Annotated in this window: 11 protein-coding genes; 5 read left to right on the forward strand and 6 right to left on the reverse strand. The window is 71.4% G+C overall.

Going from position 1 to position 11466, the window contains the following annotated elements:
* Position 1 precedes the first annotated feature (1 nt).
* The gene (locus FCH28_RS15070; protein WP_136740368.1) at positions 2–793 is read left to right on the forward strand and encodes a DUF817 domain-containing protein; all 792 of its coding nucleotides are present in this window, start codon (positions 2–4) and stop codon (positions 791–793) included.
* On the opposite strand, the gene FCH28_RS15075 is transcribed toward FCH28_RS15070, so the two are convergent.
* The 3 genes from FCH28_RS15075 to FCH28_RS15085 are packed head-to-tail and all read right to left on the reverse strand — an operon-like array spanning position 765 to position 2563.
* Entirely contained in the window at positions 765–1322 is a 558-nt protein-coding gene (locus tag FCH28_RS15075; protein WP_136740369.1) for a hypothetical protein, read from the reverse strand. The genes FCH28_RS15070 and FCH28_RS15075 overlap by 29 nt on opposite strands.
* On the reverse strand, positions 1309–2037 hold the full coding sequence (locus tag FCH28_RS15080; RefSeq protein WP_136740370.1) for a 2OG-Fe(II) oxygenase: 729 nt from the start codon (positions 2035–2037) through the stop codon (positions 1309–1311). The genes FCH28_RS15075 and FCH28_RS15080 overlap by 14 nt, the downstream gene beginning before the upstream one ends.
* 19 nt (positions 2038–2056) lie before the next feature.
* Positions 2057–2563 (reverse strand): methylated-DNA--[protein]-cysteine S-methyltransferase, encoded by a 507-nt coding sequence (locus tag FCH28_RS15085; protein ID WP_136740371.1) that lies wholly within the window; start codon positions 2561–2563, stop codon positions 2057–2059.
* Positions 2564–2848: 285 nt separating this feature from the next.
* Between FCH28_RS15085 and FCH28_RS15090 the strand changes: the two genes are divergently transcribed.
* Positions 2849–3070, forward strand: coding sequence for a hypothetical protein (locus FCH28_RS15090; protein WP_136740372.1), 222 nt, complete (start codon positions 2849–2851; stop codon positions 3068–3070).
* Between the two features lie 29 nt (positions 3071–3099).
* Here the strand turns inward: FCH28_RS15090 and FCH28_RS15095 are convergent, their stop codons facing one another.
* The 3 genes from FCH28_RS15095 to FCH28_RS15105 are packed head-to-tail and all read right to left on the reverse strand — an operon-like array spanning position 3100 to position 6681.
* Positions 3100–5412, reverse strand: coding sequence for an FtsX-like permease family protein (locus FCH28_RS15095; protein ID WP_136740373.1), 2313 nt, complete (start codon positions 5410–5412; stop codon positions 3100–3102).
* Between the two features lie 4 nt (positions 5413–5416).
* Positions 5417–6178, reverse strand: a complete 762-nt coding sequence (locus tag FCH28_RS15100; RefSeq protein WP_136740374.1) for an ABC transporter ATP-binding protein — start codon at positions 6176–6178, stop codon at positions 5417–5419.
* The gene (locus FCH28_RS15105) at positions 6175–6681 is read right to left on the reverse strand and encodes a PadR family transcriptional regulator (protein ID WP_136740375.1); all 507 of its coding nucleotides are present in this window, start codon (positions 6679–6681) and stop codon (positions 6175–6177) included. Before FCH28_RS15105 ends, FCH28_RS15100 begins: the two co-directional genes overlap by 4 nt.
* Before the next feature lie 170 nt (positions 6682–6851).
* Between FCH28_RS15105 and FCH28_RS15110 the strand changes: the two genes are divergently transcribed.
* From FCH28_RS15110 to FCH28_RS15120, 3 genes are all read left to right on the forward strand, one after another.
* Positions 6852–8123: an ABC transporter substrate-binding protein gene (locus FCH28_RS15110; RefSeq protein ID WP_136740376.1), complete on the forward strand. Its 1272-nt coding sequence runs from the start codon at positions 6852–6854 to the stop codon at positions 8121–8123.
* Between the two features lie 220 nt (positions 8124–8343).
* The gene (locus FCH28_RS15115) at positions 8344–10080 is read left to right on the forward strand and encodes a glycoside hydrolase family 13 protein (RefSeq protein WP_136740377.1); all 1737 of its coding nucleotides are present in this window, start codon (positions 8344–8346) and stop codon (positions 10078–10080) included.
* A 23-nt stretch (positions 10081–10103) separates the two neighbouring features.
* The gene (locus FCH28_RS15120) at positions 10104–11435 is read left to right on the forward strand and encodes an ABC transporter substrate-binding protein (protein ID WP_136740378.1); all 1332 of its coding nucleotides are present in this window, start codon (positions 10104–10106) and stop codon (positions 11433–11435) included.
* The last annotated feature ends 31 nt before the right edge of the window (positions 11436–11466 follow it).

An 11466-nucleotide genomic window follows, 5' to 3' on the forward strand; every position in this document is an offset into this window, starting at 1 on the left:
CATGGCCGCGATCGTCGTCCCCGCCCGGCAGCTCCTGCTGTTCGCCAAGCTCCAGTCCCGGTGCTGTGCCTTCGCCGTCGCGCTGCTCTCCGGGGTGGCGGTCTCGGCGCTGGCGCCACGGCTGCCGGTGGCCAGATATGACCTGCTGCTCGTCTACGGCGTGCTGCTCACCCTGCTTTTCCGCATGCGCGGCTGGGAGTCCGGACGCGATACGGCGGTCATCGCGGTGTGCCACGTGATCGGGCTCGCCTTCGAACTCGTCAAGGTCTCCCTGGGCTCCTGGAGCTACCCGGAGCCCGCGATCCTGAAGTTCGCCGGCGTACCGCTGTACGGCGGCTTCCTCTACGCCGCGGTCGGCAGCTACGTCTGTCGCGCCTGGCGGCTGATGGACCTGGAACTCATCCGCTACCGCCCCCGCGCCACAGGGGCGGTGGCCGCGGCCATCTACCTCAACTTCTTCACCCACCACTGGCTGCCCGATGTGCGCTGGCCGCTCGCCGCACTGCTGATCGCGGTCACCGCCGGGACGTCCGTACGCTTCACCGTCGGCGGTGCGCGCTACCGCATGCCGCTGGCGCTCTCCTTCACCCTGATCGGCTTCTTCCTGTGGCTGGCCGAGAACATCGCCACCTACGTGGGCGCCTGGCGCTACCCGTACCAGCTCCACGGCTGGCAGCCGGTCTCCCCGGAGAAGTTCGGCGCCTGGGCGCTGCTGATCAGCGTCACGTTTGTGCTGGTGGCGGTGGCGCGACGGCGCACGGAGGTCAGCCGGGGCAAGCCGGGCGGGACGTGACCCACCGCCGGTTCACCTCCCAGATGTCGCCCTCGGGGGTCGCGCCGCGCAGACCGTGGAGGGTCTCGGGGCCGGCGAGGGCCGGCAGGGCGGAGTGGCGCAGCGAGGCGAAGGCCAGGGTGCGGGCCGGGTTCCAGTCGGTGCTGTGGCGCAGGCGGCGGCTCATCTGGGCCCAGCCGACCGGGGCCGCGGCCACCACCCAGGCGTCCGGCGTCTGGGCGGTCAGCCGTCGGGCCGGGCGCAGCCAGGAGGCGGCCGTTTCGGGCCAGTCGACGACCATGAGGGTCCGGTGGCCCCGTGCCCGCCAGGTGGCGGCGAAGGCTTCCGCGGCGGCGCGGGAGGCGGCGTCGCGGCTGTGGCCGACCGCGACGGTCTCGACGCGTGGCTTCGCGGCGGTCAACAGCCCTATGAGGGCGGCGAGTTCGGCCTGTGTGTGCGGGGCGGGCGGCGGCAGTTCGCCGTAGTGGGCCAGCTCCTCGGCGGCGATCAGGGGCGACCGGTCCGGCTCGTACGCGTCACGCGGCGTCATGGAAGACCAGCCCCAGCGCATGCCGCCGCCCCGAGCGGACGGTGCTCACGCCGTGCCGCATGGCGCCGGCGGACCAGCCGCGTTTGCCGGCGACGGGGCGGTCCCGGGTGGTGAAGATCAGGCCGTGGCCCTGGCGCAGCACGGTGCTGGTACCCCGGGACTGGGCACGGGGCCGCTGTTCGACGAGCAAAAACTCGCCGCCGGTGTAGTCGGTGCCGTACTCGTCCAGGCCGATGACGACCTGGAGCGGGAAGAGCATCTCGCCGAAGACGTCGCGGTGCAGGGCGTTCCAGTCGCCCGCCCCGTAGCGCAGCAGGATCTGCGCCGAGCGGCTCTGGCCCGCCTCATGGCACATCTCCAGCCACTCCTCCAGGCTGTCCGGCCAGGGCGCCGGACGGCCGAGCCGGGTGGCCCAGTCGCGGGCGATGGTCAGCAGCCGCGGATAGAACGCGGCGCGCAGTCCGGCGATCTGCTCGGGGAGAGCATGGCTGAAGTAGCGGTACTGGCCGGAGCCGAAGCGGTGCCGGGCCATGTCGATGGTGTTCCGGAACAGCTCGGGCCGCTCGTAGAGGCCCGCGATGTCGCGGCACTCGCCGGGGGTGAGCAGCTGCGGGGTCAGCGCGCACCCGTAGGCGTCCAGCTCTCCCGCCAGCGCGGCCCAGTCGGCGGCGGCGACGTGCTGTCCGGCCTGCGCGGCTGCGGTGTCGGTGGTCATGTCGTCGTCCCGTCGGGTCTCAGGCCGCCTGGGTGGCGCCTTCGAGCAGCAGCAGCCGCTGCTTGCGCTCCAGGCCGCCGGCGTAGCCGGTGAGCGCGCCATTGGCGCCGATCACGCGGTGGCAGGGCCGTACGACGAGCAGCGGGTTGGACCCGATCGCGGTGCCGACGGCACGGACCGCGGCACGCGGGGCGCCGATCCGCGTGGCGATCTCGCCGTAGGTGCAGGTCTTGCCGTACGGGATGGCTTCGAGGGCCTGCCAGACCCGCCGCTGGAAGTCGGAGCCACCGGTGACGTACTCGATGTCGAAGCGGGTGCGGGTGCCCTCGAAATACGCGGTGAGCTGGGCGGCGATGCCGGCGAAGGCCGCCGCATCCTCGGTCCAGCCGTCCTGCACGGTGACGCCGCGCTTCTGTCCGGGGACGGACAACGAGGCGAGCGCGGTGCCGCCGGCGGCGGTGGCGGACTTCTCGCCCACCAGCAACAGCTCACCCAGCGGGCTGTCGATTGTCGTGTAGACCGTCATCGGTCCGGTCCTTCCTGAGGTTCAGCGCCGGGTCGTGCCGCGCTGCGTGGTGCTCCCGATCTGTTCAAGGACAACTCTGCGGGTCTCGGGCGGGCGTGTCTGGCGGGAATCGGACATCGCGCTGTGAGCCGGGCGTGCTCGTGCTACAGCCTTTCCGACAAGGGATCCAGGGATCCAGTGGGGTGATCTTTGGGTGCGCGCCAGGCCGAAAGGACGGTGACGGGGAGGACAGAGGGTGAGGGGGAGGACAGAGGCTGACCACCGACTCAGCTTTCAGGAGGATTCATGCGTCTCCGTACCACGCTCTTCGCAGTCGCCCTGACCACCGCCGCCCTGCTCGGCGGCGCGGGTACCGCCGCCGCCGACGGCTTTCCGCTGATGGGCCATCGCAATTCGGGTCCCGGGGAGGGCGGCGCCCGCGCCCCCGTGCAAGATGGCCCGATCGCGGCTGAGCTGGATCCGACCCCTGGGGCGGTGGTCAGCCGCCTCCTGGGCATGTCGCCCTGACCCAAATGCGCTGACCCGTCGGACAAGCCCTACAGCACGTCGCTCACCGAATCCGCCAGCTTGCGCCGGGCCGCGCGGGCGGCCGGGAGGGTCGCGACCGCCGCCGCGACCAGCACCGCGAGCGCGCCGACCAGGAGCAGGATGCCGGTGCCCGGGGGTTGTGCGATGCCGGAGCCCCAGCCACTGGTGCGGCCCTGGAGGTCGATGAGCCAGTCGGCGGCGGCGACGCCGAGCAATGTGCCGGTCAGTACCGCGGCCAGGGCGATGAAGACGGTGGCCGAGACGATCACCGCAGCGATCTGACGTGGCGTCAGGCCGACGGCCTTCAGCGCGAGGAGGTCCCGGCCGCGGTCGCGTACGCCCGCGCTGACCGTCGTCGACAATTCCGCCAGGCCGATGAGCACGAGGACGGAGATCAGGCCGGCGCTGACCGCGCGGACCGCCGACAGCTGGTCGGCGGGGTTGGGGATCTCGCGCACTTCGATACGGCCGCCGGAGGCGTGCGTCAGGGCGTCGCGGACCTCTGCGGGGTCGGCTCCCGGGCGGAGCACGAGATGGTAGAAGCCGGTCTGCAATGCCGGGTCGCCGTCGCGCAGGGTGTCCAGGCCGGTGGAGATGACCCGGCCGGCGTCGGCGGGCTCGATACTGCGGCCGACGATGTGCAGGACATGCGGCCGCCCGGCGACGGTCATCCGTACCCAGTCGCCGACGTGGGCGTCCAGGAGGTCGAGCAGGCCCTGACCGGCGATCGCCTCGTCGGGGCCGTGCGCGGCGCGTCCCTCCACGATGGAGAAGGGGTAGGGCTGTGCGTCGGTGCCGAGGCCGCGCAGTGTGATGGTGCCGGTCTGGCCCGGCACCAGGGCCTGGACCTCGGCTCCCGGATAGGCGGTGACCTCGGGGCGGTCCGCGAGCCGCTGCCGCAGCTCCTGCTCGCCGAGGCTGTCGGAGCGGGCGGTGAGGGCGGCGGGCAGGCCGACGGCCTCGGGATGGGCGGAGAACCGGTCCAGGGTGGACCAGGCGCCGAGCGCGATGGTGATCAGCAGCAGCGGGACGGCCAGCCGGCCCACCGCCGCCACCGCGCGCAGCGGCCGGTGGAAGGCGCCCCGCCAGCCGAGGACCAGGGCGGGCGGGACCCTGAGCCCGAGCGCCCGCCGGGTCGTACCGGTCATCCGGCGGCCGCTCGCCACGGCGGCGCGGGCGACCGGCACCGGCGGTACGCGCCCGGCCCGCCAGGCCGCCAGCCAGGTCGCCGAGCCGATGAAGACGACCACCCCGCCGGAGATGGCGAAGGGCAGCCAGGCGTGCCCGGGGAGCCGCTGCCACAGGGTGATCGCCTCGCCGATCCGGCCTGGCACGACGGTGCCGAGCGTCTCGGTCAGCAGCACACCGACCGCGACGCCCAGCAGCGCGAAGCCGAGATGCAGCGCGAGGAACATCCGGACCACCTGGGCGGGGGTGAATCCGACGGCCTTGAGGATGGCGATGTCCCGTAGGTGGCCGCGGACCCGGGTGCTGATGGCGCCGCCGACCGCGAGGGCCGCGGCGATCAGCGCGCCGAGCCCGAAGAGGCCGAGCAGCCGTCCGAGGAGCTGGTTGTCGCCCTCGGCCTCCGCTTTGGCCTGCCGCCAGGTGGAGACATCGGTGATCTGGTCGGCGCCGAGTTGGGTGACCGCCCGCTGGACGACGTAGTCGGTGTCCTCCGGGTCCCCCAGCTGCAGGCCGATGGTCTGGCCGCGCTGGTCGGGGCCGGCGTGCGCGGCGGCGAGGGCCTTGGGGAGGACCCAGGCCACGCCAGGGGTCTCGCCCGCGCGGAAGGCGGCCTCCGCGGTGTCCGCGACGCCGACCACCCGCAGGGGCGCCGGGAAGCCGCTCAGGGCGATGGAGTCCCCCGGCTCGGCCCACAGGGCATGGGCGACCGAGGCGTCCAGCACGATGCCGTTGACGGCGCCCGCGTCGGTGCGCGGGTCGAGCCAGCGGCCCTCGGCGATCTGCGGTGCGGCGGTCTCCGGGCGCTTGGGCGTGCCGCGCAGCTCCAACGTCGCCTTGGCGCCGCCGAGTTGGAGGCTGGCGGTGGTGCGGACCGTACGGTACGGGCCGGCGGCGGCGCGTACCTCGTCGAGATCGGCCAGCGATGTGGCCGGGGCGCCGGCCTGGGCGTGGATCCAGACGTGGGCGCCGGAGGACTGGGTGAAGACCCGCTGCCAGGGGTCGGTGGCGTACGCGAAGAGGGCGGTCGCCAGCAGCAGGGAGATGGTGATGCCGGCGGTCGCCAGCACGATGAGCACCGCCGCGGCGCGGTTCGCTCTGAGGTGCGCGTGTGTCCAGCGCGCCGCTGCTCGCACGGTGTCAGCCCTTGAGCTTGAGGACGTCGGTCACACCGGCCTCCGGGCGCGTACGGCCGCCACCGAGGTGCGCGTCGTCGGCCACCTGGCCGTCGAAGAAGCTGATCACCCGGTCGGCGGCGCTCGCCATCCGCGCGTCATGGGTGACCAGCAGGATCGTCTGGCCACGCTGGTGGAAACGGGTGAGCAGCCGCAGCACCTCGCGGGTGCCCTTGCTGTCGAGGCTGCCGGCGGGTTCGTCGGCGAGCAGCAGGCTGGGGGCGTTGACCAGCGCGCGGGCCAGCGCGACGCGCTGTTGCTCACCGCCGGACAGCTCGCTCGGGGTGAAGTTCTCCTTGCCCGCCAGCCCGAGCTCTTCGAGCAGCTCGATGCGGTCCGCGCGGGCTTTGCGGGGGGAGCGGCCGGCCAGCAGCGCGGGCAGCTCGACATTGTCGGCGACGCTGAGGTTGGAGACCAGGTTGAAGAACTGGAAGACGATGCCGATGTGGCTGCGGCGCAGCGTGGCCCAGCGGGCCTCGCTGTAGGAGTCGACCTGGCGGCCGTCGAGCCAGATGGAGCCGGTGTCGGGCCGGTCGAGGCCGCCGAGGAGGTGCAGCAGGGTGGATTTGCCCGCGCCGGAGGGACCCGTGATCGCGACGAATTCGCCGCGCTCGACGCTGAGGTCGACACCGCGCACCGCGTGGACCGGTGCGGTGCCTTCCGGCCGGTACGTCTTGACCAGGCCGGCTGCCCGCAGTATCGGCCCGGACGGCTCGTCCCGGTTCATTCCAACTCCTCCTGACAACGCTCCAGCCAGTCCAGATCCGCCTGGAGATGCAGCATCGCGCCCTCGATCAGCAGCTGCGCGACCCGGTTGTCCCGGTCCTCGACCGCGGCGAGCTTGGACAGGTCGCGCATGGTGTTGAGGTAGTGCCGGCGCTGCTTGTTGATCAGGGCGATGGGGTTCGCGGTCCCGGTGCGGGGAGCGAGCGCGAGCTTCATGAAGAACTCGTCCCGTACCCGCGGCTCGGCGGTGGGTTCCTCGAACCATGCGTCGACCGTCTCGCGTCCCGCCGCGGTGATCCGGTAGATGCGCTTGTTGGGGCGGTCGGACTGCTCGACATCCTCTCCCTCGATCAGGCCCGCCTTCTCCAGCCTGCCGAGGGTGACGTAGATCTGCCCGACGTTCGGCTGAGGGTATGCCGCCCCCAGGAGGTTCTCAAGGGCCTGTTTGAGTTCATAACCGTGTGCGGGGCCGCTGGTCAGCAGCGCCAGGAGTGCCAGCCGCACGCTCTCCCTCTCCCTCCCCGCGGTACCCGTCGGTTAACTGAACTCGTCCGGGTGTGACCCGGTTCGCCGTCGTATCTTCCTGAGACATCTAGTATCCCGCATGCCTAACAGGTATACAGGGGTCGGCCGTCGGGCCAGTGTCAAGGTCGACGCCTGTACGAGGAGGAGCCATGCGGTGGAAGCGTGCCGCGGGACGACTCCTGCTCGTCTGCTCGCTGCTGTTCGCCGGCCATGCCGGCACACAGACCGCGCAGCCTACCGCCGACCCGGACGGCAGGGGCCCGATCACCCTGGTGACCGGCGGCGATCTCACCGGCTATCTGCGCGGTGTCCTGGACGGCTGGAACGACAGCCATCCCCGGGAGAAGGTGACCCTGGTCGAGCTGCCGGACGCGGCCGACGAGGTGCGCGCGCAGCTGGTCAGCGAGCTGCGTTCCGGCAGTGACCGCTTCGATGTACTGAACATCGATGTGGCGTGGACGTCGGAGTTCGCGGCCGCGGGCTGGATCACCCCGGTGGACGGCCGACGGTTCCCACTGAACCGCTTCCTGCCTTCCGTGGTGGACACGGCGACCTTCCGTGGCCGGCTCTACGCCGTCCCTTATGTCACCAATGCCGGACTTCTCTACTACCGCAAGGACATCCTCGACCGCGAGGGCGCACGGCCGCCGCGCACCTGGGCCGAGCTGGAGCACCTGGCCAAGACGGTGGCGCCCAAGTACGGCCTGGACGGTTACGCGGGCCAGCTCCTGCCGTACGAGGGACTGACCGCCAACGTCGGCGAGGCCGTCCAGTCGGCGGGCGGCTCGCTGCTCGCGGGCGAGGGCACCCGCGTCACCGCGGACTCCCCCGAGGTGCGCCGCGGCCTGTCGTTCCTCCTCGACGGAGTGCGCGAGGGGTGGATCCCCAAGCGGGCGCTGACCTTCAAGGAGGAGGAGTCCCGCAAGGCCTTCGAGGACGGCCGGCTGCTGTTCCTGCGGAATTGGCCGTACGCCTACAAACTCGCCAACACGCCCCCCTCGAAGGTGGCGGGCAAGTTCGGCGCGGTGCCGCTACCGGGCCCCGACGGGCCGGGTTCCAGCGCGCTCGGCGGCTCCAACCTGGCGGTCAACGCGCACTCGCGGCACCAGAAGTCGGCCGCCGAGCTGATCTCCTACCTGACGAGCAAGTCGGTCCAGCGGCAGGTGCTCACCAAGGGGGGCCTGCCGCCGGTGTGGGCGGACCTGTACGCGGATCCGCGGCTGGTGCGGCAGTTCCCGTACCTCTCGACGCTCAAGCAGAGCCTGCTGACGGCCAGACCGCGCCTCAAGAGCCCGCAGTACGACCAGGTGAGCCTGGCGATCCAGGCCGTCATGCATGACGCGCTCACCCACCGGCGGAGCACCGACGCGACCGTCGCCCGGCTCACCCGAGAGCTCCGGGCCATCGTCGGCCGCGGCTGACCAACCGGCGCCGACCGACATCACTTCACCCTGCGCACTACTTACTTGTTAAGTACAGCCGAGCCTCAAACAGCTTCGCAATACCATACAAATTCGGGCATCTGGCAACCAGTTTCGGCCTTTTCGTTGACACCCAAAAGACACGCCTACTTAACATGCATGCATAACAGCGACCCGCAGGCCGCACGGCATGCCCCAGGTAAGAACGGGATCACGGCAGATGTACATCGCCACCGCAGGAGACGGCCACACGGCCAGCGCCGCGAGCGCCACCTCCCTCCCCTCCAGCCCGGCCTCGGCCATCCCGCCCCGACCGGCACAGCACTGGTGGCGGGACGCGGTCATCTACCAGGTCTACGTCCGCAGCTTCCTCGACAGCACCGGCGACGGCATCGGCGACCTGGCCGGCGTCCGCACCGGACTGCCCTACCTCCGCAAGCTCGGCGTGGATGGCATCTGGCTCAGCCCCTTCTACCCGTCCCCGCAGCACGACCACGGCTACGACGTCGCGGACTACCGCAACGTCGACCCCGTCTACGGCGACCTCGCCGAATTCGACCTCCTGGTGGCCGACGCACACCGACTGGGCCTCAAGGTCCTCCTCGACATCGTGCCCAACCACTGCTCCAGCGATCACCCCTGGTTCCGCGCCGCTCTGGAGGACGTACCGGGCGGCCCGTCCCGGGCGCTGTTCCACTTCGCCGACGGACGCGGCGACAACGGCGAACTGCCGCCCAACAACTGGCGCGCCATGTTCGGCGGCCCCGCCTGGTCCCGGATCAAGGAGGCGGACGGCACCGACGGCCAGTGGTACCTCCACATGTTCACGCCCGAGCAGCCCGACCTGAACTGGCGCAACCCCGCGGTCCCCGCCGACTTCGACAAGGTGCTCCGCTTCTGGCTGGACCGCGGCGTCGACGGCTTCCGCATCGACGTCGCCGCGGGCCTGTACAAGCACCCCGAACTCCCCGACTCCCCCGACCCGACGGCCGACGAGCGCACCCGCGACTCGGTCAACCCGCTGGCCTGGAACCAGCCCGAGGTCCACCAGGTCTGGCGCGACTGGCGGGCGCTGTGCGAGGAGTACACGGCCCGCGACGGCAACGACCGGCTGCTGGTCGGCGAGGTCTCCGTACGCACACCGAGCGAGCAGGCCGCCTACGTACGGCCCGACGAACTGCACCAGGCGTTCTTCTTCCACCTGCTGACCGCCCGCTGGGACGTCGACGTCTTCCGCAAGGTGATCTCCGAGGCGCTGACCGACATCGCGGCCACCGGCTCCACCGTCACCTGGGTGCTCAACAACCACGACCAGGTCAGGACCGTCACCCGGTACGCGTCCGGCCCGCACGGCGAGGGCGGCGGGGTGGGCCCGGCACGCGCCCGCGCCGCCGCGCTGCTGATGCTGGCGCTGCCCGGCGCCGCGTACGTCTACCAGGGCGAGGAGCTGGGCCTGCCCGAGGTCGTCGACCTGCCGGACGAGGTCCTCACCGACCCGATCTTCCACCGCACGGGCAGCCGGCAGCACATCCGCGACGGCTGCCGGGTGCCGCTGCCCTGGTCCGGGCACGCCTCCCCGTTCGGCTTCACACAGGGCACGGACGCGGCGCGGCCCTGGCTGCCGCAGCCCGAGTGGTTCGCCGAACACGCCACGGACCGCGCGCTGACCGACACCCGGTCGTTCTGGCACCTCTACCGCGAGGGGCTGCATCTGCGCCGCAGCCTCCCGCAGCTCGGCGAGGGCGCCCTGCGCTGGCTGGACACCCCGCCGCAGGTGCTCGCCTTCGTCCGCGGCGACGGCCTGGTCTGCGCCGTCAACTTCGGCACCGAACCGGTGCCGGCCCCCGTACCCGGCAGCCCCCTGCTCGCCAGCGGCGACTGCCCCGCCGGGACCCTCCCCGGCTCCACCGCCGCCTGGTGGATGCACGCTGCCGACCCCGGCACCGACCTCCGATAAGCCCCACCGAAGGGATTTCCGCCATGAGACACACCGCACGACACACCAGAATCGCCATATCCGTCGCGGCCGTGGCCGGCCTGGCGCTCACCGCGACCGCATGCGGCGGCGGAGTCTCCGCCGGGGGCGGCAACCAGGAGCTCAACGGCCAGACGATCACCGTCGCCGGCGTCTGGACCGGCGTGGAGCAGCAGAACTTCAAGAAGGTCCTGGACGCGTTCTCCGAGAAGACCGGCGCCAAGGTCACCTTCGCCTCCACCGGCGACAACGTCTCGACCGTCGTCGGCAGCCAGATCGAAGGCGGCAACGCCCCCGACGTGGTGATGGTCCCGCAGGTCGGCGTGCTCCAGCAGTTCGCCGAGAAGGGCTGGCTCGCGCCCCTGTCGAAGGAGATCAACGCCAACGCGAAGGCCAACTTCGCGAAGGTGTGGAAGGACTACGGCACGGTCGGCGGCACCTACTACGGCCTGTACTTCAAGGCGTCCCACAAGTCGACGGTCTGGTACAGCCCGGAAGCCTTCGACCAGGCCGGGGTCCAGCCCGCGAAGACGTACAAGGACCTGCTGAAGAACGGCCGTACGCTCTCCGACTCGGGCGTACCGGCGTTCTCCGTCGCCGGCGAGGCCGGCTGGCCGCTCACCGACTGGTTCGAGAACGTCTACCTCTCCCAGGCGGGCCAGGAGAACTACGACAAGCTCGCCGCCCACAAGATCAAGTGGACCGACCCCACCGTCGTCAAGGCGCTCACTACGCTCGGCGAGCTGTTCGGCGACAAGAACCTGGTGTCCGGCGGCGGCGCCGGCGCACTGCGCACCGACTTCCCCGAGTCCGTCCAGAATGTCTTCGGCCCCGACCCGAAGGCGGCCATGGTCTACGAGGGTGACTTCGTCAGCGCCCTGGTCACCGACGAGCTCCACAAGAAGGTCGGCACGGACGCCAAGTTCTTCCCGTTCCCCACGGTCGACGACGGCAAGGCGCCGGTCGTCAGCGGTGGTGACGCCGCGGTGGTCCTCAAGGCCGGCAAGAACAAGAAGGCCGCGATGGAGCTGGTGAAGTACCTCTCCACGCCCGACGCGTCCGCCGTCTGGGCCAAGGCCGGCGGCTACATCTCGCCGAACAAGAACGTGCCCGCCGGCGCGTACCACGACGAGATCACCCGGGGCGCGGCCAAGTCGCTGACCGACGCCGGGAACTCCGTCCGGTTCGACATGTCCGACCAGGCCCCCGCGGCCTTCGGCGGCACCCAGGGCGCCGGCGAATGGAAGCTGCTGCAGGACTTCCTGCGCGACCCGTCCGACCCGAAGGGCACGGCCGCCAAGCTCGAGGCCGCCGCGGCCAAGGCGTTCACGAAGTAAGGCCTGGCTCTCCCCCACCGCCCACCTCAAG

This window comes from Streptomyces piniterrae (genome assembly GCF_005048155.1).
GTDB lineage: Bacteria > Actinomycetota > Actinomycetes > Streptomycetales > Streptomycetaceae > Streptomyces > Streptomyces piniterrae.

Bases quoted from the DNA above. Each gene is read 5' to 3' on its own strand.
- FCH28_RS15075 (WP_136740369.1), bottom strand. From the start codon at position 1,322: ATGACGCCGCGTGACGCGTACGAGCCGGACCGGTCGCCCCTGATCGCC.
- FCH28_RS15120 (WP_136740378.1), top strand. From the start codon at position 10,104: ATGAGACACACCGCACGACACACCAGAATCGCCATATCCGTCGCGGCC.
- FCH28_RS15115 (WP_136740377.1), top strand. From the start codon at position 8,344: ATGTACATCGCCACCGCAGGAGACGGCCACACGGCCAGCGCCGCGAGC.
- FCH28_RS15110 (WP_136740376.1), top strand. From the start codon at position 6,852: ATGCGGTGGAAGCGTGCCGCGGGACGACTCCTGCTCGTCTGCTCGCTG.
- FCH28_RS15085 (WP_136740371.1), bottom strand. From the start codon at position 2,563: ATGACGGTCTACACGACAATCGACAGCCCGCTGGGTGAGCTGTTGCTG.
- FCH28_RS15070 (WP_136740368.1), top strand. From the start codon at position 2: ATGGCCGCGATCGTCGTCCCCGCCCGGCAGCTCCTGCTGTTCGCCAAG.
- FCH28_RS15100 (WP_136740374.1), bottom strand. From the start codon at position 6,178: ATGAACCGGGACGAGCCGTCCGGGCCGATACTGCGGGCAGCCGGCCTG.
- FCH28_RS15090 (WP_136740372.1), top strand. From the start codon at position 2,849: ATGCGTCTCCGTACCACGCTCTTCGCAGTCGCCCTGACCACCGCCGCC.
- FCH28_RS15080 (WP_136740370.1), bottom strand. From the start codon at position 2,037: ATGACCACCGACACCGCAGCCGCGCAGGCCGGACAGCACGTCGCCGCC.